Raw genomic sequence first — 22,194 nt, 5'->3', positions numbered from 1 at the left:
GGGGGGGGCCTCCGGCAGTAGGCGCGGCACCCCTGAACGACCGCGCCCCGCTCGAGGGCGGGGCGCGGAGAGGCGGTGGCGGCGGGGGTCAGCCCCCGTCGTCGGTCGTTTCCACCTCGCCGGTGCTGGCGACCACGGTGCCGGTCTCGCCGCTCTGCAGGGCGGCCAGCACGGGCTCTGCCTGGCGCTGGAAGGCCACCAGCTGCTCGCCCTGGAGGCTCTGATTCTCGGGCAGGGCGACCTTCATGGCGTTCACCTGGCTGTTGTTGACCAGGACCTCGTAGTGCAGGTGAGGGCCGGTGCTGCGCCCGGTGTTGCCGGACAGCGCGATGCGCTCGCCCATGGCAACGCGCTGGCCGTTGCTGACCAGGGGCTTGGAAAGGTGCAGGTAGCGGGTCTTGTAGCCATTGTCATGGCGGATCACCACGTAGCGGCCGGCCGCCGGATGGTTACCGACCTTCTCCACGCGGCCGTTGGCGGGCGACTGGACGGCGGTGCCGATCGGCATGGCGAAGTCGGTGCCCTTGTGGGGACTGATGCGGCCGGTGACCGGGTGCTTGCGGCGCGGATTGAAGTGCGAGCTCAGCCGGTAGCGACCGTCGAAGGGGTAGCGGTTGAAGGCCGGGTCGAGGCTCTCGCCGTCCGGCGTGTAGAAGCGATTGTCATCCGCGTTGCGCACGAGGGTGAGATTCATGCGCTCTCCAGCGTACTCCACCGCCAGCACCCGTGGGTCGAGGCTCTCGCCGTCGATGATGTCGGACTCCACCAGCACCTGAAAACGATCGCCGCGACGGGTGTCGCGGCGGAAGTCGAGTTTCTTTTCCAGGACCCGGGAGAGTTCCGAGACCTCGGCGCTGGTCAGGCCGGTGGCCTTGGCCGAGCGTGCGAAGCTGCCGCTGATGCTGCCGGCGAAGAGGCGCTGGGTGGCCTCGCCGGCGCGTTCGATGGTGGCGACCTCGAACCCTTCCTCCTGCCGCTCGACCAGGAAGCCGTCCCGGGCGTTCTTCATCAGGCGCAGCGCGAGCAGGCGACCCTCTTCGTCGAGCTGGTACTCGAAGCGGTTGCCCTGCCGCCAGTGGGTCAGGAGCCGAGGCTCGGGCAGGCCCTCCAGCAGGTTCATCACCTCGCGGTAGCCCATGCCGAGGTGGTTCTGCGCCATGATCGCGAAGGTATCGCCCGCCTGGACCTCGTAGGTGTTCCACTCCGGCACGAAGGACTCGCTGGCGGCAATCTCCTCCTCCAGCTGGATCGGTCCCTCGTCGAACAGTTCGAGCTCGTCTTCGGAGACCTCCTCGTAGGAGGTGGCATCGGCCACCAGCCCGCCATCGTGATCGAGCATGCCGCCGGCGATGGTCCCGATGACCACGGCCATGTGCAGGGCCCCATCATCGAGGCTGGCAACGCCATCCGTCAGTATCCCGGTGTCACCCTGCTGGGCGCCGGGGCGCTGGGCGGGCAGGGCGAGGGTCTCGGGAATCCCGGGGTCGGCACGGCTGGCCTTGGCCGAGGTGACCAGGTCGATATCGACGATTTCCGAGGCGGTGAGCTCGGAGAGCGGGACATGGCCTCGAGTGGCGTCGAGGGCCCGGCTGGCCATCTCGATGGCGTCGGCGACCGGCGTCCGCTCCGTGCGCAGCGAGGGCAGGCCAGGGCTGGCATCGGCCTCGAGGGGGACAAGAACGGTGTCGAGCGTCTGGCTGTCACGCTGGACATCTTCGAAGGAGGTAACGATCTTCTGTGCGCCCAGCACGGTGACCATGGTGGCAACGGGTAACAGCAACAGCTTGTGGGTGCGGGGCAGCGAATGGAGGATTCGCATCATGGGTAACGGGCCGTGACAGATGAAAAGGAGATAAATAAGTGGCATCAGAACCATACCCCATGATGCATGGGATGCCTAGTCTGTACGGACATACAGGAATGCCCCGCCACCCGCCCTCTTGCGGAAGAGGGCGTCGGTGTGGGAGCGCGAACGCTGTTTGTTAAGTGTGCATTGGACACGCCGGGCCGGGGAATTTCAACCCCCGGTCCGGGTAGCGGTCGTTCAACCGGTGAGGGTGCCGTCGCGGTAATCCCTCAGCGCCTGCTCCAGTTCGGCGTGTGCGTTCATCACGAAGGGGCCGTAGTGGGCAATCGGCTCGCCATGGGGTTCGCCGGCGAGCAGCAGGGCCTCGGCGCCCTCGCGGCTGGTCAGCGATAGCCGCTCGCCGCTGCCGAGGCGGGCGAGTCGGCCCTGGGGCACCGGGGTGTCGGCGATCTCGAGGCTGCCCTTGAAGACGTACACCAGCAGGGTGGTGGCCTCGGCGGCCAGCGCCAGCTCGCCGCCTGCCGCCAGCCGTGCATGGGCCACCGCGCCCTGGCCGGCAAGGGCCTCCAGGGGACCCGTCACGCTCTCGCCGGCGGCGTCCTGCCAGCGCCCTCCCAGGGCGACGAGGGTGGCGTCCTTGCCGCTTAGCGTCGGCATCTCTGCGGCGGGCACGTCGCGGTAGGTCGCCGGGCTCAGCTTGTCCCGGGCCGCCAGGTTCAGCCAAAGCTGGAAGGCGTGGAGGCCCTGCTCGTCGGTCAGCGGCATCTCCGAGTGGATGATTCCGCGGCCGGTGTGCATCCACTGGGCATCGCCGGCCCGGATGGTGCTCGAGTGGCCCAGGTGATCCTCGTGGGTCAGGCCGCCGTGGATCACGTAGGTCAGTGTCTGGATGCCGCGATGGGGATGGGGCGGAAAGCCGCCGATGTAGTCATCCGGCCGGTCGGAGCCCAGCTCGTCGAGCATCAGGAAGGGGTCGAGTCCTCCGCCGAAGTCATGGATGCGCTGGATCCTGACGCCGTCGCCGTCCTGGCTGGGCTGGCTGGTCACCAGCTGGTCGACCTGACGGGTGGTGTGGGTGGGGGCCATGGCCTGTCTCCGCATGTGAAAGGTTTGACTGGCATTTTAGGTCGGATTTTTCGAAAATTAAGCGCAACGTTTCGCTCTATAGATTCGAGGAATTCGAAATGTCCCGTGTCACCCTGGCCCAATGGCAGATGCTGGCGGCCGTGGTCGACCATGGTGGCTTTGCCCGTGCCGCCGAGGCGATCCACAAGAGCCCCTCGACCCTGAACCACGCCGTGCACAAGCTTGAGGAGCAGCTCGGGGTGGCGGTGATGGAGCCGGTGGGCCGGCAGGTGCGTCTCACTGAGGCCGGCGAGCTGTTGCTGCGCCGTGCCCGCCAGCTGCTCGAGAATGCCGCCTCGCTGGAGGATGTGGCGACTCGCCTGGCCGAGGGGCTCGAGGCAGAGGTGGTGCTGGCCGTCGACCAGATCTTCCCCCCCGATGCCCTGGCCCGGGCCCTGGAGGCCTTCTCGGCGGCCTATCCCCACGTGCGCGTGCAGCTCCACGAGACGGTGCTCAACGGCGGTATCGAGATGCTCTATGACGCCAGTGCCGACCTGGTGGTCTCGGGCATCTCGGCCCAGGGCTTCCTGGGCGAGCCGCTGGTCAGGGTGCACTTCGTCGCCGTGGCCCACCCCGAGCACCCGCTGCATCGCCTGGGTCGCCCGCTCGACCTGCGCGACCTGGAGCAGCACCGGCAACTGGTGGTGCGCGACTCCGCGCTGCGCCAGTCCATGGATGCTGGCTGGCTCAAGGCGGAACAGCGCTGGACGGTGAGCCACCTGCAGACCTCCATCGACATGCTCGAGCGGGGCCTGGGCTTTGCCTGGATTCCCGAGACCCGCCTTCGCCAGGCACTGGCCGAGGGGCGTCTCGCGCAGCTGCCGCTGGCCGCCGGTGGCAGCCGCGAGTATCCGGTGCAGTTGATCCATCGCGACCGGGACCGGGCGGGCCCGGCAACCCATGCCCTTGCCGAGGCCCTGAAGGTGGCGGTGGCGGCGTGCCCGCCGGGAGAACCATTCGAAGCCGTCGAATGATGGGGCGAAAAACCTGCGCTTGAGCGTCGATGGTTTCGCCGTATGCTGGGCACATCCTCGTTATCGAGCACTCGCTCACCAGCATGCAAGGAGATGATCCATGGGGCTTCTGATCGACGGCACCTGGCACGACCAGTGGTATGACACCGACAAGCACGGCGGCGAGTTCGTGCGTGAGTCCGCCAAGCTGCGCGACTGGATCACCCCGGACGGCAGCCCGGGACCCGATGGCCAGCCGGGGCTGCCTGCCGAGACGGGCCGCTACCACCTCTATGTGTCCCTGGCCTGTCCCTGGGCGCATCGTGTGCTGATCATCCGCCGGCTCAAGGGACTCGAGTCGGCCATCGGGGTCTCCCATGTCAGCCCGCTGATGCTCGACCAGGGCTGGAGCTATCGGGAGGACGAGGGCTCGAGCGGTGATCCGCTCAACGGCGTGGACTTCCACCACCAGCTCTACACCCTGACCGACCCGCACTACACGGGGCGGGTCACCGTGCCGGCGCTCTGGGACACGCAGTCGGGACGCATCATCAACAATGAGTCCGCGGACATGTTGAGGATGCTGAATGGCGCCTTCGACGAGCTGACCGGCAATCGCCTGGACCTCTATCCCGAGGACCTGCGCGAGACCATCGATGCGGTGAACGCCGACGTCTACGACCACATCAACAACGGCGTCTACAAGTCCGGCTTCGCCACCGAGCAGTCGGTCTACGAGAAGCACGTGGTGGCACTGTTCGAGGCGCTCGACCGCATGGAGGCGCGCCTGGCGGAGCACCGCTATCTGGCCGGCGAGTGGTTCACCGAGGCAGACATTCGGCTGTTCACCACCTTGATCCGCTTCGATGCCGTCTATCACGGCCATTTCAAGTGCAACCTGAGGCGCATCGAGGACTACCCGAACCTCGCCAACTACGTCCGCGAGCTCTACCAGTGGCCGGGCATCGCCGAGACGGTGGACTTCGACCACATCAAGCGCCACTACTATGTCAGCCACGACACCATCAACCCGACCGGCATCGTGCCCTACGGCCCGCTGCTCGGCCTCGACCGGCCCCATGATCGCGAACGGCTGCCGGGCGAGGGGATCCGGGAGAAGGGGTAGGTTTCCTGTAGGCGCAAAGCCTGCCCGGTGGCTCCGCACCCTTGTGGGAGCGCTGCTTGCAGCGCGATCTGCCGCGAAGCGGCAACCTCAACTGCTGGGATTCTTTGCCAACCACCGATCCAGCGCATTGGCGAACTCGCGACGGTCGCTGTCGGAGTAGCCGCCGGGGCCGCCGGTGTGCTCGCCGCTGGCTCTCAATGTCTCCATGAAGTCCCTCATCTGTACCCGGGCGCGGATATTGTTCGCATCCAGTGCCTCGCCGCGGGTGGTCATCACCCCGGCGCCGCGCTCGATGGCCTCCAGGGCCAGCGGCAGGTCCGAGGTGATCAGCAGGTCGCCCCGGGCGATGCGCTCGACGATCTCGTTGTCGGCGGCATCGAAGCCCTGGCTCACCGCCAGGCCCTTGACCCACCGTGAGGCCGGCAGCGGCACCGCGTGGTTGGCCACGAACCAGGTCGGCGTGGCGGTACGTTCGGCGGCGCGCACTATGATCTCGCGCGCCACCCTGGGGCAGGCATCGGCATCGACCCACAGATTCGGCATACAGCACTCCCGGGGGTAGGGACCTAGAAAAGGCTGGTCAGTGGCAGTCGACGATGGTAGCATGCGCGCTCCTCGCATGTGTTGACCCCACCATCATGACGACGCCACGCTGCCTCAGGCAGGTGGGCGCCGAAACGCCGGGCTCAGTGACGCAAGCACTGACCCACGCGCGTTCGAATTGTGTAGATGGAGCGCCACCGAGATCACGCCACCCGGGCGAGATCGGCGCAAACGGTCGCCACAGCGGTTCACGGGCCATCCCCGATGGCGTGGACCGAATGCCAGGTGCGACCGGCGTCCCCGACTCCGATTTCCTCATCTGACGATCCGTTTGACGGAACGCGGATGCCTGAGCGTGTTGCACGCGTCAGGGACGCCACTGAATTTCTGCCGGCCCCGTCGGCCTACCAAGGTGTGATTAATGACCTCGACTTCTGTCGCCTCGCCGAGCTTCGGCGATCTGGCCCTGCTGCCCGCCGTTCTCTCTGCCGTGGAATCCCAGGGCTACGAGACCCCGTCACCGATCCAGGCGCAGACCATCCCTGCGCTGCTGGAAGGACGTGACATGCTGGGCCAGGCCCAGACCGGCACCGGCAAGACCGCTGCCTTCGCCCTGCCGCTGCTGTCTCGCCTCGAGCTGACCCGCCGCGAGCCCCAGGTGCTGGTGCTGGCGCCGACCCGCGAGCTGGCCCAGCAGGTGGCCGTTTCCTTCAGCAAGTACGGCCAGAACCTCAAGGGCCTGGAGGTCGCCACCCTGTGCGGCGGCCAGGAATACCGCGAGCAGCTCTCCGCGCTGCGTCGTGGCGCCCAGGTGGTGGTGGGCACCCCGGGCCGGGTCATCGATCACCTGGATCGCGGCAGCCTCAAGCTCGACGGCCTCTCCGCCCTGGTGCTCGACGAGGCCGACGAGATGCTGCGCATGGGCTTCATCGACGACGTCAAGCGCGTGGTGGCCGACACCCCGAAGGACGCCCAGCGGGTCTTCTTCTCCGCCACCCTGCCGGCCGAGATCGAGCGCATCGTCAATCGCTACCTGGTCGATCCGGTCAAGGTGGCCATCGAGTCCAAGGTCGGGACCGCCGCCAGCATCGAACAGCGCATGGTGCGGGTCGACGGCGGCGCCAAGCAGGAGGCGCTGGCGCGCATCCTCGAGGTCGAGCCGGTCGACGGTGCCATCGTCTTCGTGCGTACCCGGGCCGCCTGCACCACCCTGATGGAGCAGCTCTCCGCCCGCGGCATGAACGTCGCCAGTCTCTCCGGTGACCTGGACCAGAGCCTGCGCGAGCGCACCATCACGCGCCTCAAGCGTGGCAAGATCGACATATTGATCGCCACCGACGTGGCCGCCCGCGGCCTGGACGTGTCGCGCCTGACCCACATCATCAACTATGACCTGCCCCAGGATGCCGAGGCCTACACCCACCGCATCGGCCGTACTGGCCGTGCCGGGCGCACCGGCATCGCCATCACCTTCGTCGGCTTCCGCGAAGGCCGCAAGGTGGGCTGGCTCGAACAGGCCACCGGCCAGAAGATGAGCGAGATGGCGGTGCCCGACGAGGCTGCCATCCGCGCCCACCGCGACGAGATGTTCCACCAGCGCGTGGTCGCTGCCCTGACCGCCGGTGCCGACGAGCAGCGTTCCCTGGTCGAGCGGATGGTCGAGGAGGGGCACGACCCCATCGAGCTGGCCTGTGCCTTCGCGCGCATGGCGCGTGCCGACGAGGCGCCCATCGGTCGCCTTCAGGCACCGCGTGCCGAGCGCAACGACCGCAACCCGCGCGACGCCAAGCCGAAGCGTCGCGGCGATCGTGAAGACCGGGCGCCGCGTGAGGGCATGACCCGCTATCGTGTCGCCGTGGGCCACCAGGATGGCGTCAAGCCCGGCCAGCTGGTCGGGGCACTCGCCAACGAGGGCGGCATCGAGGGTAGCCGCATCGGCCGCATCGACATCCGCACCGCCTTCTCGGTGGTCGAGCTGCCGAGCTCGCTGCCGGAGAGCATTCTGAGCAAGATGGCCCGCGCCCGCGTCGCCGGTCGTCCGCTGGAGATCAGCGAGGACAAGGGCGCGCCCGAGCGCGCCCCGCGTCGTCGCCAGGACGGTGACGCGCCGATTCGCCGTCGCACCAGCGCCTGATCGCGGCCGGGCATGAGCCCGGCCCGTAATGCCAAGGCCCTCGCACCACCAGGTGCGGGGGCCTTTTGCATTCGGCGACTGATCCGCTCCTCGCCCGGCCTCAGGCCTGGGGCGTTGTCTCGCGGGCCCTGGCCGCCAGGAGGGCGAAGCGCGACAGCAGGCCGGTTGCCTCGGGCGTGGCAGTCACGTCGGCGATCAGGCGCTCCGGCGCCTCGCCCTGGTCTCGCAGGGCCTCCCGCTGGTGCGCGAGATAGGCGCGCATCACCGCCGGGGTGAACTCCGGATGGAACTGCACGCTCCACTGGCGAGGACCATGACGCAGCGCCTGGTGCGGGTCGTGGGCATTGGCCGCCAGCACGCAGGCCTCGGCCGGTGCCGTGAGGACGGTCTGGGCGTGGCTCAGGTGGGCGCGGAACCTGGTCGGCAGGCTCCCCAGCAGTGGATCCCGGCGACCGGCCTCGGTCAGGGCGATCTCGCGGGTGCCGGATTCCCGGCCCGCGGGGTGGAAGTCGCTGGTGCCGCCGAAGGCCGCAGCCATCAGCTGGTGGCCGTAGCAGACGCCGAGCATGGCGATGTCGCGGGCACGTGCCTCGACCAGCCAAGGCCTGAGTGCCTCGCTCCACGGCTCGGCGTGGCTGACCATGGCGTGGGAACCGGTGATCAGGAGACCGTCGATGTCGTCGAGATCCGGCAGAAAAGAGGCGCGTGGGGCATCGAAGACCCGCACCGATGGGACGGCCGGCGAGTCCACCAGCACCCGGCGGAAGAGGGTCTCGAAGTCGCCGTGGTCACGAGCCACGTCGGCAAAGCTGTCTCCGGTCTTGACGATCAGCAGGCGGGGCATGGGGGCTCCAGGCAGCGGGTGGCAGGGAGCCGGCATTCTACTTTCGTTGCAGCCGCTCGCCCAGTGCCGCCATGAAGGCCGCGCCCGCCTCGAGCTGGTCGATGTCGATATACTCGTCGGGCTGGTGGGCCTGGCCGATGCTCCCCGGGCCGCAGATCACCGTGGGGAGTCCCTCGCGCTGGAACTGCCCGGCCTCGGTGGCATAGGCCACGGCACCGGCAGGGCGCTCGTCGAGCAGGTCGCGGCACAGCGCGAGCACCTCGGCGTTGTTGTCGTCGGCGAGTGCCGGCACCGTGGTGTTCAGCGCCTCGGTCACGATGGCGGCGTCCGGCGCCCGCCTGCGCATCTCGGCCTCCAGCCCGGTCGCGGTGTCGTTCACCCGCGCGAGCAGCTCCTCGAAGAGATCCGACGGTAGATGGCGAATCTCCCACTCGAAGGTGCATTCCCGGGCCATGATGTTGATCGCCGTGCCGCCCTGGATCTTGCCGACGTGCAGGCTCGAGTGCACCACGTTGAAGGCCTCGTCCACGCGCCCCTCGGCCTTGAGTTCGGCCATCACGTCCTCGATCCGCGTCACCAGGCGGGCGGCCACGTGGATCGCCGAGACCCCCTGGTTCACCTGGCTGGAGTGGGCGGCGCGGCCGGTCACGGTGGTGCGCAGGTTGGTGGCCCCCTTGTGAGCCACTACCGGGTGCATCATGGTTGGCTCGCCGACGATCACCGCCGCGGGGCGAGGGTGGTCGGCCAGCAGCCGCTCGATCATCCGCGGGGCGCCGATGCAGCCCACCTCCTCGTCGTAGGAGAACGCCAGCCAGATCGGCGTCGCCAGCTCCTGCGTCACCCAGCGAGAAACTTCCGCCAGCGCGCAGGCGATGAAGCCCTTCATGTCGCAGGTGCCGCGGCCATAGAGCCGGCCATCGCCCTTGTCGATCAGGGTGAAGGGGTCGGTGGACCAGGGCTGCCCATCCACCGGCACCACGTCGGTATGGCCGGAGAGCACCACGCCGCCGGCCACGGCGGGGCCGATGCGCGCCAGCAGGTTGGCCTTGCGGCCGTCGTCGCTTTCCACCCGCCAATGCGCCACCCCGTGCGTGTCGAGCAGGCCCTCGACCCATTCGATCAAGGCCAGGTTGGAGTCCCGCGAGACGGTGGCGAAGCCCACCAGGCGGTCGAGTATCTCGGCGGCGGTCATGATAAGGCTCCCGGGTAACAGTGTCGGCCAAGCCTAACACGGCTGGTCGGGCGGCTGGACCGCCCCTCTCCTCTCCGGGCAAGGGGTGGCTTATGCTGTGGGAAAGCCGCAGGAGACGACCATGGATTCACGGGTGGAGAAACGCGCCTCTGACAGCTCGCCAGGCGGCGAGGCATGCCGCAAGGGAGAGAAGCTCAGCGATCGGGTCTATGGCGACATCATCGATCGCATCATCAACCGCGACTTTGCGGAAGGCGAGCGTCTGCCCTCGGAAGAGCAGCTGGCGTGCCGCTACGGCGTGTCCCGCCCGATCGTGCGCGAGGCCCTGGCCCGGTTGCGCGATGATGGCCTGGTGCGCTCGCATCGTGGTTCCGGCAGCTTCGTCCAGCGTCGTCCCGACCGGGCCATGCTCGAGTTCGCCCCGCTGGAGAGCCTGGCAGACATCCAGCGCTGCTTCGAGTTCCGGGTCGCCGTCGAGTCCGAGGCCGCCCGCCTGGCGGCGCTCAAGGCCACCCGCGAGGACCGCACGGTGCTCACTCGGGCGCTGGCACTGCTCGAACAGCGCATCCGCGATAACGCCCTGGGGGTGGATGCCGACTTCGGCTTCCATCTCGCCATCGCCCGGGCCACCCACAACCGCTTCTTCTCCGACACCCTGCTCTCGCTCGAGGCGGCGATCACCTATGGCCAGAACCTGGCACGCGGGCTCGGCCTGAGGCGCCCGGAGCACCATGTCCCGGAGGTCCAGCAGGAGCATCGCGACATCCACGACAGCATCCTGGCCGGCGACGAGGAGCGGGCCGGCCGGTGCATGCAGCGCCACCTGCGCAATTCTCGGCGACGGGTCTTCGAGGGATGACGTTCTTGACAACTTTTACAACTCGGCTAGCTTCAGGACAGGGCATCAGCGACGGGTGCGAGGCGCTGGGGCCCGGCAGCCGGGCGGGACAACACCGATAATAAGAGGGCTCGGCTGCCACGAGACGATCACGACACAATAACGTCTGGAGCATGCCATGAAGTTCACGTACAAGAAGCTGGTGCTGGCCATGACGGCCGTCGCCGCCGTGGGGCTGGCCGGCGCCGCCCATGCCGAGTACCCGGAAGAGGACATCACCTACATCATCCCCTTCGATCCGGGTGGTGAATCTGACGTCACGGCACGCTTCCAGGAACCGATCCTGGAAGAGGTGCTGGGCGTCTCGGTGAACGTGACCCACCGGCCGGGCGGCGGCGGTGCCGTGGCCTGGAGTGAGTTCCAGAGCAGCGCCGAGCCGGATGGCTACGAGATCATCGGCGTCAATATCCCACACATCATCGGCCAGCCGATCCAGCGTAACAACGCGGGCTACGAGACCGACAACTGGCGAATCGTCACCTTCTTCCACTCCACGCCCAATGCCCTGATCGTGCACAACGACAGCCCCTACGACACCCTCGAGGACCTCGTCGAGGATGCCAGGGAGAACCCCGAGGCGATCACCCTGGGCGGCAGCGGCACCTACAGCGCCAACCACCTGGACATGCTGCGCTTCGAGCAGGAAGCCGACATCGACCTGACCTACATTCCCTTCTCCGGTACCGGACCGCTCAAGGGGGCGCTGGAGGGTGGCCATGTCGCCGGCATCTTCAACTACACCATGCTCGGCACGGAGATGGCCGACAGCGTCAAGGTGCTGGCGGTGGCCTCCGAGGAGCGCGTCAAGGCGCTGCCCGATGCGCCCACCTTCAAGGAACAGGGCTATGACATCGTCGGCGGCGCCTATCGCGGTGTGGCGGTTCCCAAGGGGACCCCGGACGAGGTGGTCGAGACCCTCGAGGAGGCCTTCGCCGAGGCCAACCGCCAGATCGCCGAGAAGCAGGAGCCGCTGGGCTTCGTGATGGAATCCATCACCGGTGACGAGATCGACGAGGTGATTGGCATGCTTCGCGATGCCTATGGCCCGATCCTCGAGGACGCCGAGTAACCCTTCCTCCTGCCGCGGGGGCCACTCGCCCCCTTCCTCTCCTGTCATAGCGGGGCCATGCGCGCATGGCCCCAGGCGGAGTGATGCATGGACATGCTCCTCGAGGCACTGGCCTCCCTGTTGACCTTCGAGAGCGTCATCACCGTGCTGGTGGGCGTCTCGGCAGGCCTCTTCATCGGCGCGATGCCCGGGCTCACGGCCACCATGGCGCTGGCGGTCCTGCTGCCCTTCACCTTCTCCATGGAGGCCCTTCAGGGCCTGATGGCCCTGGGCGGGGTCTACATGGGCTCCATCTACGGCGGTGCCTTCACGGCCATCCTGATCAACACTCCCGGTACCCCCTCGTCGATCGCCACCACCTTCGACGGCTATCCCATGGCCCGCCAGGGCCGGGCCTACGAGGCCATCGCCGCGGCGACCATCGCCTCGGTGGCCGGGGGGATCGTCGGGGTCATCTTCCTGCTGGTGCTGGCGCCCCCCCTGGCGCGATGGGCCGTGGCCTTCGGGCCGTCGGAGATGTTCTGGGTGGCGATGCTGGGGCTGACCCTGGTCGCGAGCCTCTCCAGCGACTCCTTGCTCAAGGGGCTGCTGGGCGGCTGCATCGGGATCCTGCTCAGCACCATAGGCGTCTCGCCCGTGGGCGGCGAGTCCCGCTTCATCTTCGACTACCCGCCGCTGCAGGGGGGCATCGAGCTGATCGTGGCACTCATCGGCCTGTTCGTGATTCCCGAGTTGCTGACCATGGCCGCCGAAGGCCGGGGGGCGCTGCCCGGACAGACGGAGCTGCGCAAGAAGGAAGTCTCCATCCTCAGCATCGCCCGCCATATCTTCGGCAAGCCGGTCAACCTGATCCGCTCCTGCCTGATCGGCCAGATCATCGCCATCATTCCCGGTGCCGGCGGCAACGTCACCAGCCTGGTGGCCTACAACGAGGCCCGGCGCTTCTCCCGGGACCCCAAGAGTTTCGGCAAGGGCAACGTCGACGGCGTGGTGGCCTCGGAGTCGAGCAACAACGTGATGGTGGCGGGCAGCATGGTGCCGCTGCTGACCCTGGGCATTCCCGGGGCGCCGCCGGATGCCATCATCCTCGGCGTGCTGCTGATGCACGGCCTGCGCCCGGGGCTGGACCTGTTCACCGAGTCCGGTGTGCTGACCAACGGCTTCATCCTCTCCATGGGGATGGCGGCCCTGCTGCTGCTGCCGGTCGGGCTGCTCGGCGGACGGCTGATCCACCGCGTGGTGATCCGCACGCCCTACTATTTCCTGGTGCCGAGCATCGCCATGGTGACCATCCTGGGGACCTTTGCCCTGCGCAACAGTCTGCTGGATGTCGGCATCATGCTGATCCTGGGCACCGCCGGCTACTTCCTGCGCCTGATCGGCATCCAGCCCGCGCCCATCGTGCTTGGCCTGATCCTCGGCGGGATCGCCGAGGAGGGCTATGTGCAGACGTTGATGGCGGCGGTCGTCGATCCCATCCCCTGGCTGAGGTTGCTGCACAATCCGCTCTCCATGGTGCTCGCCGGCCTGGTGGTGCTGGGGGCCGCGACCACGCTGGTGCCCATGTGGCTGGCGCGCAAGGGGCTGCTGGACAGGGTCGACGAGGACGAGGGGAGGTCGCCATGATCCTGCGCCTCAATACCGACATTGCGGCGGGCACCGTCGGCCTGGTCTTCGCCGCCGTGCTCTGGTTGCCTCGCGAAGACATCGGGCGGCTCAGCATCATCTTCCCGCGGGCCATCCTGGTGCTCCTGTGTCTGATCGCGGTCGCGCTGATCGTCAAGGGCGTGATCCGCCCCGGTGGTCGCCATGTCGAGATCACCGGCAGCCCCAGGCGGCTGTTCACCGTGATCGCCGGGTTCTTTCTCTGGTGGGGGTTGGTCGAGGTACTCGGGTTCCTGGTGACTACGCTGGTCGCCTTCTACGCCCTCACCTGGTACCTGGCCCGGGTCGAGACGCGGGTGACCTGGCAGCGCCTGCTGAAGTGGACGCCGGTGATCCTGGGGCTGGTCATCGTCTTCTACCTGACCTTCAAGGAAGTGCTCAATGTACGCCTGCCGACGGGCCTGTTCTTCTAGGAGTCATTCATGAGAATCACCGATATCCGCGAGGCCCGCGTGTCGATCGCTTCCGACATCGCCAACGCCTACATCTCCTTTGCCACCATGGACGTCTCCATCCTGGCCATCTATACCGATGCCCGGGTGGAGGGCCGCCAGGTGGTGGGCTACGGCTTCAATTCCAACGGCCGCTACGCCCAGAGCGGGCTGCTGCGCGAGCGCTTCCTGCCGCGCCTGCGCGAAGCCGAGCCGAGCTCGCTGCTCGACGACAGCGGCCACAACCTGGACCCCTTCAAGGTGTGGTCGGTACTGATGGCCAACGAGAAGCCGGGGGGGCACGGCGAGCGCAGCGTGGCGGTGGGCATCATCGACATGGCGATCTGGGACATCGTCGCCAAGGGCGAGAACGTGCCCCTGGCGCAGGTGCTGGCCGAGCGCCACGGCGACGGCCGCCCCGACGAACGCATCGCGGTCTATGCGGCGGGCGGTTACTACCACCGGGGCAAGCAGGTCCAGGGCCTGCAGGAGGAGATGCGCGACTATCTCGATCTGGGCTACACCTGCACCAAGATGAAGATCGGCGCGGTGCCGCTGGCCGAGGATCTCGAGCGGGTCGAGGCCGCCATCGACATCGTGGGAGACGCGGGGCGACTGGCGGTGGACGCCAACGGCCGCTTCGACCTGCGCACCGCGCTGGCCTTCGCCGATGGTCTGGCGCCCTATGGCGTGCGCTGGTACGAGGAGGCCGGTGACCCCCTCGACTACGCCCTCCAGCAGCAGCTGAGCGAGCACTATGCGCCACCCACGGCCACCGGCGAGAACCTCTTCTCCCACCAGGACGTGCGCAACCTGCTGCGCTATGGCGGCATGCGCCCCGACCGCGACATCCTGCAGATGGACCCGGTGCTCGGCTATGGCCTGGTGGAGTACCTGCGCATGCTCGAGGTGCTGCGCGCCCACGGCTGGTCATCGCGGCAGTGCATTCCCCATGGCGGCCACCAGTTCGCACTGAACATCGCCGCCGGCCTCAAGCTGGGCGGCAACGAGTCCTATCCGCGGGTCTTCGCGCCCTTCGGCGGCTTTGCCGACTCCACGCCCATCGAGGCGGGGCAGGTGGCCCTGCCAGAGGCGCCGGGGATCGGCTTCGAGGACAAGCGCGAGCTGATGAAGGTGTTCGAGGCGCACCTGGGGCGCTGAGGTCGCGTCATGCCCTGCGCCGGTGCAGGGCATGAGGAAGCGCCTGGACGTTGGCTCGAGCATCATCCGCTGAAGGGACGCCGGTGGGAGCAGTGGTGGCAGCGCGATGGCGCCCGGACATGCCCACGCCATCGACAAGTCGATTCGACATGCATGCGGCACTCGTTTTTTGATACGTCCCCGGGATATGTCGAAGCGATCGATATGGTTCCGCTGCCGATGGCGTCTAGCTAGCCAGACAGACGGCAAAAGGGCCGCTTTCCTGGGGAAACGGCCCTGAAAATCAAGATTTTCTGATCAAGTGTTCAATATTACTTATCCGCAGTGCTGGTCGACTTCTTGCTCTTGTCGGTCTGCGGCTGGCTTTTCTGTTGAGTAGTGTCTGCCTCTTCCTTACCCTTCTGAAGGCTGTCTTCTACTTGCTCCTGCCCCTTCTGAAGGTTGTCCTGAAACTGCTTCTGGGCCTTCTGCATGTTTTCATCGAGCTGCTTGCGGCCCGACTGCACGCTCTCCATCGTCAGTTGCTGGGTCTCCTTCAGGTATTCCTGACTCAAGGACTGTATCTTGTCAGTGTCTTCCTTCAATCGCTCACTCATTTCCCGGATGGCCTGCTGCTGCTCCTCGATCACCTGCCGAAAGCTGTCGGGATCCTTGACTTCGAGCCAGGAGCGGGATTGCGCCAAACTGGTGTCTGCAAAGGCGCGAACGGCATCGAATTGTGCCGAGAACAGTTTTTCAAAGTAATCAGTGGTCAGGGTTCCGTAGGCACGGACCGGCTCAAGCATGGTATTGTCGAACTGCTCGGTGGCCTGGTCGCCATCTTTCTTGGTCTTTTCAGCGCTCATCTAATATCTCCTTGTCTTGTAAAGATATAATTGGTAATTGCTCAAGTGAAGGAGCTGCTCAAGCAAAATGTGCTATTCGGCAAGAAAGCCATCAAAAAATCCGATGCTGCTTTCGCCTGTTGATGTAGAAACGTCAAACCCAGGATGTCAGCGCATCGTTCCTTGTCGGGCCGGCACCTGCCGCTACATCAATCAAAGTATAAACAGTCATCGATAACCTTTCCGTGCGGTAGCACACCTACATTCTGCATAGCCGCATAGGAATGTTGTAACGCCCCCACACATGGCGCCACGACCTGACCGATCAAGCCGGCGAATGACTAGCGCTGCGGCGTGTGGTGCTGGTGGTGAAGGCACGTCCCGATGACGTGCTGTTGCACAGCTTGTTGCTGGTCACCCGTCTCGGCAAATTCGACATCCCCGCCTGGGAAAGTTCTGGCCCCGTATCGCTGGCGGGGCAAGGCCGAAGCTCCCATGGGCGTGGGAAATCGGCGCTCGATATGCATCTCTCCTCGACGAACCATGGCGATTCGACCGCTCAGCAGGTGATGGTGAGGTGAGCCTGCTGTTGAGCCACTATGCTTATCAAGTGCTGAGCCGCCTGCTGGAGAACCGGACGCACCAGCGGTGGAGCCTGCTTCGAAGGTGCGCACAGGTGCTCAGGGCTCCGGCGCGCTGACTTTGCATGCCCGGCATCAGGGCGTGAAGTCACATCACTGTTCGTTGGTAGGAGGCTTCCGGGGTAGGTCACAAGCGGGGACACACTATGAGTGAGAGGGGCAAGAACGAAAATCCTGACACGAATGCCACGGACGCGGAGGTGCTGAAACGGGAGCGATACGAGTTGCTGGAACGTTTGGAGGGCTGGCTGGAAACGCCGATGCTCGTTCTTGCGTTCGTGTGGTTGGTGCTGCTGGTCGTGGAGTTGATTCGAGGCGAGAGTCTGTTGTTCAATTTCCTCGGCACGATTATCTGGGTCATCTTCATTCTCGATTTTGCTGTGAAGTTGATCCTGGCCCCGGACAAGGCCGTTTACCTCAAGCGTAACTGGCTGACCGCCATTTCGCTGCTGATCCCCGCGCTGCGGATCTTCCGCGCTTTCCGTACGTTTCGGCTACTCCGCCTGGCCAGGACGGGGCGGGGGTTGCGGCTGGTCCGGGTCGTCAGTTCGCTGAACCGCGGGATGAAGGCGCTCGGCGCGAGTCTTAGCAGACGAGGCTTCGGGTATGTAATCGCCCTCACTGTGCTGGTCACGTTTGCCGGCGCGGCCGGGATGTATGCTTTCGAAAGCGAGGCACCCGGCGGCCCGCACAGCTACGGCGAGTCGCTGTGGTGGACCTCCATGATCATGACGACGATGGGCTCGCAGTACTGGCCGCAGACGGCAGAGGGACGTGTCCTCTGCGTCTTTCTGGCGCTTTACGCCTTCGGTATCTTCGGCTATGTGACAGCGGCGCTCGCCACCTTCTTCGTCGGCCGCGACGCCGATAGTACCGACGCCGAATTGGCAGGGGCCAAGCAACTGGCCATGCTCCGGGATGAGGTGGTCGCCTTGCGCGATGAGATTCGCGACCTGTCGCGACCCCCGCCGGGGGTGTGAAACGTGATCCAGGGACACAAAGTCACGCCGAACCAACGGCTGCCAAGCGGAAACGTTATATCAAATCTTGCTAAATATCGGATTCTAGCCGAATGCTGACAACCTGATGCAGGGAAAAAGCGGCCCGTTATCGATCTGTTTACACAGGATAGCGAGCCCTTTTCACCGGCGCTGGACGCTCTGGCACATCGTCGCCAAGGTCGAGAACCAGCCCCTGGCGCAGTTGCCGGCCTGGCGCCCTACGGCGTGCGCTGGTACGAGGAGGCCGGCGCCCCTCCCTGGACTACGCCCTGCAGCAGCAACTGAGCCAGCACCATGCACCCTCGCACGGCCACCGGCGAGAACCTCTTCTCCCATCAGGCCGTGCGCAACCTGCTGCGCTATAGCGGCTTTGCCGATGCCATGCCCAGAGAGTCGGGACAGGTGGCGCTCTCGCAGGTGCCGGGGATCGGTTTCTAGCACAGACGCGAGTTGATGAAGGTGTTCGAGCTGCACCAGGGGCGTTGAGGCTTGCGAGGGTGCAGGTCAGGCTTCCATGGCTTGGGTCGCGTCGCCATTGGCTTGCCTGCGCCTGTAGCTATGCTGATCCTATCGGGGGCTGGGAGGAAGCCATGCGGTACCTGTTGTTGGTTGCTGCACTGATCCTGCCGGTGTCTATGGCCAAGGCCGATGAGGTGGGCATGGTCTTCGCTACGGGCGATGAGCAATACGTGTTGACCCCGGACTGCGCCGAGCGGGTCGACCACGTCGTCGTCGAGAATGATCTTGTGCATCTGCGCTTCGATATGCCCGAAACCCCGGCCTGTTTCGGGATCTTCAATAGCCGGCTGTCGTCCCACCTGGGCGAGCGCCTTGTTGTCACCTTCCGCGGCGAGATGCTGCTTGAGGCGGACCTTCACACCCTGTTGGGCCCGAAGCGCATCGTGCTGGTATCGCGACACCCGCGCGTGGCGGTCGAGGCCGTTCGCTATCTCAGCGGTGCAACGAGCATTGAAGCGCCATGAGTGGCCGTTCCCGACTGTTCCGTCTTCTTGCCATGGGGTTGGCCGCCACCCTGGCGGCGTTGGCATTGCTGGTTTGGCTGGCACTTTGGTGGTTTTCGCCGGCGCCGGTTTCGGGCCGGCTGGTCGCTTATCACAGCGGTTCCCCTGTAGCCGATGCCATCATCACTGTAAGCCGACAGGGCTGGGGTCGCAGTGAATCCCATGGCCAGTTGATGTGGGACAAGCGCTATGTAGCCACCGCGACAACTGATGCCGATGGGCGCTTTCGGTTGCCACTACCCGGGCCGGTATGGCTGGTAGGCAGCGGCGGCGGTCGGTTGAAAGCCGAGGCTGAGGGATTTCAGACCTTGGACGTGAGCCATGTGCCGCCGGGGGCGGAGCTGACCCTGCAAACAGTCGTCAACCGCGACGAGCGTCTGCCTGGTGGCACTGCTTATCTGGGCTGGGGTGAGGTGGGTGAGCCTTTCGGCTGGTCGTTCATCGATGACACCCCGACTCGAGACCTGCCGCTTGCCGATCTCTATCCCCTCGAGTTAAATCGAGCGCCTCTCAGAGTCACCCTGGCGGTGCCCGATGGGGGAGGGCTCCACTTCGTCTCGGCCGAGGAGCAGGGTATCGCCCACGACTCCTGGGACTATCTGCTGCGCTATCTGGATGCCTCGCCCGAGCCGCCCTCGGCGACGCGGCTGGCGCTGGATGACACCCCCGGCACGCTCTTCCTGCGCACCCCGCAAGATCGATACGCCAAGCTGGCCTGGGAGCCCGCAACGCTAACTGCCATGACCGGCGCGGTACCGGGGCTGGATGCCACCAGCGAACGGCTACTCTCGCTGCGCTTCGTCTATCGTCCCTTTCCCGGGCGGGAATTGCCGTATCAGCCGCCGTTGTTTCGTGTGGAATCCGTGCGCGCCGCGCTGCAGGCGGAACTCCACGAGGAGGGCGAGACCCTCACTGGCCCGCGTGTCTACCGGGTGGTGGTGACCGATGCCGAAGGCAAGGAACTCGAGAGGCAGCAGGTCGAACTGACCCCAGGGGTTCCGGTGAGCCTGCCAAGCTGTGCTGATGACGCACCGCTGTCGTGGCGCTTCGAATCGTTGCGCCTGGAATACGACGAGGAGGGCCTTCCACGGCTGCAACTGACGATGGACGGCGCGACATTCGTTCACCACTCTGCGCCGATGTTGGTCGGCCCGCGCGGCGCTAGCGTCTTCGAGGTGATGGCCTTCGATACCGACTACCAGCGACATGATCTCGAGGTCAGGCTGCGCGAGCTGAACAGCAAGGCAGAATCGACCGGTTGCCAGTAGTGCTCGTCCTGTGATCCTGTGACAATAAGGAGAAGCTGGCCGGGTGTATGGCGTTGTTGATTTCCGGCACAAGGAGTCGAAGACCTTGGGTTATTACATTGCAAAAGTGGCGATTACCGCGGTTCTGGTGGTGCTGATAACAGAGATATCCAAGCGCAGCTCGTTTGTCGGCGCTGTAATCGCTTCGATTCCGCTGACTTCCGTCTTGGCCATGCTCTGGCTCTACATCGATACGGGGGATGCCGGGAAGGTCAGCGAGCTTGCCACTAGCGTGTTCTGGCTGGTCCTGCCCTCCCTGGCATTGTTTATTGCGTTGCCTCTCCTGTTGGCGAAGGGGGTCAACTTCTACCTCGGCCTCGTGGTGTCGATCGGGATCACCGCCATCTGTTACTGGCTGATGGTAACGGTACTGCATCACTACGACCTCGAGCTTTGAGTAAAATATTTGGGACGGACCTTCTTTCCGTTGCGCCCCAAGGGCGCCGTATCACATTTCTTCATGAACCTGGCCATAGGCGAGCATCGCGAACAACCCTGTACCGCCGATAATGTTACCGATGAGTACCGGAGAAACATGGTAGATCAAGGCGGTAAAAATATTCATTTCCCCATTGAGTACCAAAGTAAAGATCTCGTATGATCCGGCAATCACGTGGGTGAAGTCACCCGCCGCAATCAGCCAGGTAAACATGACGATAACCAGCACTTCGGATCTCTTCGCCGAGGGCAGCATCCACACCATAGCAGCTATGAAAAAGCCTGAGGGAATACCTCGCAAAAGTGTCTCGGCCGGGGTCAGCGTTGCCAAGTGGTGCGATATCTCAAGGATCGCCGCGAGGGTGTCGACGGTAAGGATGCCCCCGTGGATGCCGATGGCGGCAGTAATAAACGTGCCGCACAAATTCGCCGCAAGCACAACTCCCCAAAGGCGTGCGGTAGAATAGAACCGGCTGCGCGTCGGCTGGGCCAGAAGCGGCAGCACCACGGTGATGGTGTTCTCGGTGAACAGTTGAAGCCGGCACAGGATCACGAGGACAAACCCGAACGAGTAGCCCAGGCTTTCAATCAATATCAGGTAGGGGTGATCTGAGCCCAGATTGGAGCGGATAATTCCCTCAACGAGGACTGAGGTCGAAATCCCGAGCCCCGCTGCCACACCGGACCACCAGAGCGAGGTTATCGGGCGCTGCAACTCCTCTTCGCCCTCGCGCAGGGTGATGGAGTAGAGAGTCAGCGCCGATAGATTGCCATGTTCGGCTACGGTATCACGTTCTTTCCGAGTCAGTGACTTTTCGCTCGACGTCGGCGTCTGTTCAAGGGATTCGCGATCCTGGACATTGGCGCGAGACTCGTGCTCGTCCGCGGCCTCCTTTGCTTTCTTTTCGGAGGAGGTGTCTCGATTGGTTTCCACGTCACTCATTCAGCCGTCCTTTAACCATCCAGAAGCGCTTGTAGCGTCTCGCCATGACGATGTCGTCGGCGACCGCTTCACCATCATCCATCTCCACTTTGCATTCTGTGTGGCAGCGCACAGATACGCCTCTCTCTGTCTCTCAGACTGGTAGCGAAGGTAGCGCCTTGGTGTCACTAACGATCGGTTTTTATCAGGTCGGCGTGGAGTATGGATAAGGTGTAACGCAGTAAAAAGGAGATTAACCATGTCACGACAGGCAACAATCGATACGCCATTTCCGGATATTTACTTACAAACCCTCAGTGGTGAGGCATTGGTCCTTGGACGGCCACCGGAGGGGAAGTGGCGAATGCTGGTCGTTTATCGGGGCCTGCATTGCCCTATCTGCAAGAAATATCTTAGCCAGATCAATGAGATGAAAGCGGACTTCGACGAAATGAACGTGCAGGTCGTCGCGGTATCCACTGACCCTGAAGAAAAAGCCAAAACCTTCGCCGCTGAATTGGATCTGGATTTCGAGGTTGCGTATGGCCTTGGTATCGATCAGGCACGGAATTTAGGGCTTTATATCTCTACTCCTATGGATCGTACAGAGACCGATAAACCCTTTACCGAGCCGGCATTATTTTTCCTTCGTCCGGATGGCGGGCTGCATTTCGTTGAGATTTCCAGCGCCCCTTTTTGTCGTCCCGATCTGGAGATGATCAAGAAGGGAATAGGCGTTATCCAGGAAAAGGATTACCCACCCCGTGGTACTGGGTGATTAGCGATAAAAAAGCCGCCACCGTTCCGCCTCAGAGGGGCCAAGCCATTTTTTTTTTGGACGACGTGACTTTATAACCCGGCTATCATGAGGAGCCAACATGCAACTTATCGACCAGTTGAATGACCCGCAGACGAAGGCGTATGCCAAACATTGTTTTGAGCAAAAAACCACCGAAGCGCTACGCGCCGCAACAAATGAAACACCGGACTCGAAAATGCTAAGCGATTGGGGACTGACGGAAGGCCAGTATGCCGAAGCCGTCACCACGGCTTTAGCGGAACTCGAAGAGTAACGGATCAGAGCATAACGC

Annotated in this window: 22 protein-coding genes and 1 pseudogene; 16 read left to right on the top strand and 7 right to left on the bottom strand. The window is 64.7% G+C overall.

The genetic code is table 11. The annotated features are described in order from the left end of the window. Nucleotides 1–88 precede the first annotated feature (88 nt). The gene (locus QLQ83_RS11475) at nt 89–1,822 is read right to left on the bottom strand and encodes a peptidoglycan DD-metalloendopeptidase family protein (RefSeq protein WP_282735662.1); all 1,734 of its coding nucleotides are present in this window, start codon (nt 1,820–1,822) and stop codon (nt 89–91) included. A gap of 222 nt (nt 1,823–2,044) precedes the next feature. Continuing rightward, entirely contained in the window at nt 2,045–2,893 is an 849-nt protein-coding gene (locus tag QLQ83_RS11470; RefSeq protein WP_282735661.1) for a pirin family protein, read from the bottom strand. Between the two features lie 98 nt (nt 2,894–2,991). On the opposite strand from QLQ83_RS11470, the gene QLQ83_RS11465 reads away from it, so the two are divergent. Both QLQ83_RS11465 and QLQ83_RS11460 read left to right on the top strand, forming a co-directional pair. Next, nucleotides 2,992–3,906, top strand: coding sequence for a LysR family transcriptional regulator (locus QLQ83_RS11465; RefSeq protein WP_282735660.1), 915 nt, complete (start codon nt 2,992–2,994; stop codon nt 3,904–3,906). A gap of 100 nt (nt 3,907–4,006) precedes the next feature. Next, nucleotides 4,007–5,011, top strand: a complete 1,005-nt coding sequence (locus QLQ83_RS11460; RefSeq protein ID WP_282735659.1) for a glutathione S-transferase family protein — start codon at nt 4,007–4,009, stop codon at nt 5,009–5,011. An 87-nt stretch (nt 5,012–5,098) separates the two neighbouring features. On the opposite strand, the gene QLQ83_RS11455 is transcribed toward QLQ83_RS11460, so the two are convergent. Next, the gene (locus QLQ83_RS11455; protein WP_282735658.1) at nt 5,099–5,554 is read right to left on the bottom strand and encodes a YaiI/YqxD family protein; all 456 of its coding nucleotides are present in this window, start codon (nt 5,552–5,554) and stop codon (nt 5,099–5,101) included. 421 nt (nt 5,555–5,975) lie between these two features. Here QLQ83_RS11455 and QLQ83_RS11450 point away from each other — a divergent pair, with 421 nt between their 5' ends. Further along, nucleotides 5,976–7,688: a DEAD/DEAH box helicase gene (locus QLQ83_RS11450; RefSeq protein WP_282735657.1), complete on the top strand. Its 1,713-nt coding sequence runs from the start codon at nt 5,976–5,978 to the stop codon at nt 7,686–7,688. Nucleotides 7,689–7,788: 100 nt separating this feature from the next. Here the strand turns inward: QLQ83_RS11450 and QLQ83_RS11445 are convergent, their stop codons facing one another. Both QLQ83_RS11445 and argE read right to left on the bottom strand, forming a co-directional pair. After that, entirely contained in the window at nt 7,789–8,532 is a 744-nt protein-coding gene (locus tag QLQ83_RS11445; RefSeq protein WP_282735656.1) for a glutamine amidotransferase, read from the bottom strand. A 37-nt stretch (nt 8,533–8,569) separates the two neighbouring features. Further along, nucleotides 8,570–9,724, bottom strand: coding sequence for an acetylornithine deacetylase (argE, locus tag QLQ83_RS11440; RefSeq protein ID WP_282735655.1), 1,155 nt, complete (start codon nt 9,722–9,724; stop codon nt 8,570–8,572). A gap of 121 nt (nt 9,725–9,845) precedes the next feature. On the opposite strand from argE, the gene QLQ83_RS11435 reads away from it, so the two are divergent. The 5 genes from QLQ83_RS11435 to QLQ83_RS11415 all read left to right on the top strand — a co-directional run bounded on the left by QLQ83_RS11435 (nt 9,846) and on the right by QLQ83_RS11415 (nt 14,948). Further along, nucleotides 9,846–10,583: a FadR/GntR family transcriptional regulator gene (locus QLQ83_RS11435; RefSeq protein ID WP_282735654.1), complete on the top strand. Its 738-nt coding sequence runs from the start codon at nt 9,846–9,848 to the stop codon at nt 10,581–10,583. A 157-nt stretch (nt 10,584–10,740) separates the two neighbouring features. Next, nucleotides 10,741–11,691, top strand: a complete 951-nt coding sequence (locus QLQ83_RS11430; RefSeq protein WP_282735653.1) for a Bug family tripartite tricarboxylate transporter substrate binding protein — start codon at nt 10,741–10,743, stop codon at nt 11,689–11,691. Between the two features lie 87 nt (nt 11,692–11,778). Next, complete coding sequence (locus QLQ83_RS11425) at nt 11,779–13,317, top strand: tripartite tricarboxylate transporter permease (protein WP_282735652.1); 1,539 nt, start codon at nt 11,779–11,781, stop codon at nt 13,315–13,317. Next, nucleotides 13,314–13,769, top strand: coding sequence for a tripartite tricarboxylate transporter TctB family protein (locus QLQ83_RS11420; RefSeq protein ID WP_282735651.1), 456 nt, complete (start codon nt 13,314–13,316; stop codon nt 13,767–13,769). The genes QLQ83_RS11425 and QLQ83_RS11420 overlap by 4 nt, the downstream gene beginning before the upstream one ends. Nucleotides 13,770–13,778: 9 nt before the next feature. Then, a complete protein-coding gene (locus QLQ83_RS11415) occupies nt 13,779–14,948 on the top strand; it encodes a mandelate racemase/muconate lactonizing enzyme family protein (RefSeq protein WP_282735650.1) in 1,170 nt (389 codons plus the stop codon). A gap of 311 nt (nt 14,949–15,259) precedes the next feature. Here QLQ83_RS11415 and QLQ83_RS11410 read toward each other — a convergent pair whose 3' ends face one another. Further along, a complete protein-coding gene (locus QLQ83_RS11410) occupies nt 15,260–15,793 on the bottom strand; it encodes a phasin family protein (RefSeq protein ID WP_282735649.1) in 534 nt (177 codons plus the stop codon). Nucleotides 15,794–16,065: 272 nt separating this feature from the next. Between QLQ83_RS11410 and QLQ83_RS11405 the strand changes: the two are divergent. The 6 genes and pseudogenes from QLQ83_RS11405 to QLQ83_RS11380 all read left to right on the top strand — a co-directional run. Next, nucleotides 16,066–16,486 (top strand): annotated as a pseudogene (locus QLQ83_RS11405) (IS1380 family transposase); the annotation flags it as partial. Between the two features lie 73 nt (nt 16,487–16,559). Next, nucleotides 16,560–17,393 carry an ion transporter gene (locus QLQ83_RS11400; protein WP_282735648.1) on the top strand — a complete coding sequence of 278 codons (834 nt, stop codon included), beginning with the start codon at nt 16,560–16,562 and terminating at the stop codon, nt 17,391–17,393. Nucleotides 17,394–17,708: 315 nt separating this feature from the next. Next, on the top strand, nt 17,709–17,852 hold the full coding sequence (locus tag QLQ83_RS11395) for a hypothetical protein (RefSeq protein ID WP_282735647.1): 144 nt from the start codon (nt 17,709–17,711) through the stop codon (nt 17,850–17,852). Nucleotides 17,853–18,004: 152 nt separating this feature from the next. Beyond that, on the top strand, nt 18,005–18,397 hold the full coding sequence (locus QLQ83_RS11390) for a hypothetical protein (RefSeq protein WP_282735646.1): 393 nt from the start codon (nt 18,005–18,007) through the stop codon (nt 18,395–18,397). After that, a complete protein-coding gene (locus QLQ83_RS11385; RefSeq protein ID WP_282735645.1) occupies nt 18,394–19,704 on the top strand; it encodes a carboxypeptidase-like regulatory domain-containing protein in 1,311 nt (436 codons plus the stop codon). Before QLQ83_RS11390 ends, QLQ83_RS11385 begins: the two co-directional genes overlap by 4 nt. An 85-nt stretch (nt 19,705–19,789) precedes the next feature. Continuing rightward, nucleotides 19,790–20,140, top strand: a complete 351-nt coding sequence (locus QLQ83_RS11380; protein WP_282735644.1) for a DUF3147 family protein — start codon at nt 19,790–19,792, stop codon at nt 20,138–20,140. A gap of 51 nt (nt 20,141–20,191) precedes the next feature. On the opposite strand, the gene QLQ83_RS11375 is transcribed toward QLQ83_RS11380, so the two are convergent. Next, nucleotides 20,192–21,124 carry a formate/nitrite transporter family protein gene (locus QLQ83_RS11375; RefSeq protein ID WP_282735643.1) on the bottom strand — a complete coding sequence of 311 codons (933 nt, stop codon included), beginning with the start codon at nt 21,122–21,124 and terminating at the stop codon, nt 20,192–20,194. A gap of 238 nt (nt 21,125–21,362) precedes the next feature. Here QLQ83_RS11375 and QLQ83_RS11370 point away from each other — a divergent pair, with 238 nt between their 5' ends. Beyond that, on the top strand, nt 21,363–21,881 hold the full coding sequence (locus tag QLQ83_RS11370) for a peroxiredoxin-like family protein (protein WP_282735642.1): 519 nt from the start codon (nt 21,363–21,365) through the stop codon (nt 21,879–21,881). Between the two features lie 100 nt (nt 21,882–21,981). Next, nucleotides 21,982–22,176 carry a hypothetical protein gene (locus QLQ83_RS11365; RefSeq protein ID WP_282735641.1) on the top strand — a complete coding sequence of 65 codons (195 nt, stop codon included), beginning with the start codon at nt 21,982–21,984 and terminating at the stop codon, nt 22,174–22,176. Nucleotides 22,177–22,194: the final 18 nt, after the last annotated feature.

Source organism: Halomonas rhizosphaerae (assembly GCF_030010555.1).
GTDB classification, from domain to species: Bacteria; Pseudomonadota; Gammaproteobacteria; order Pseudomonadales; family Halomonadaceae; genus Halomonas; species Halomonas rhizosphaerae.
This window is presented reverse-complemented; position numbering and strand designations above follow the sequence as displayed.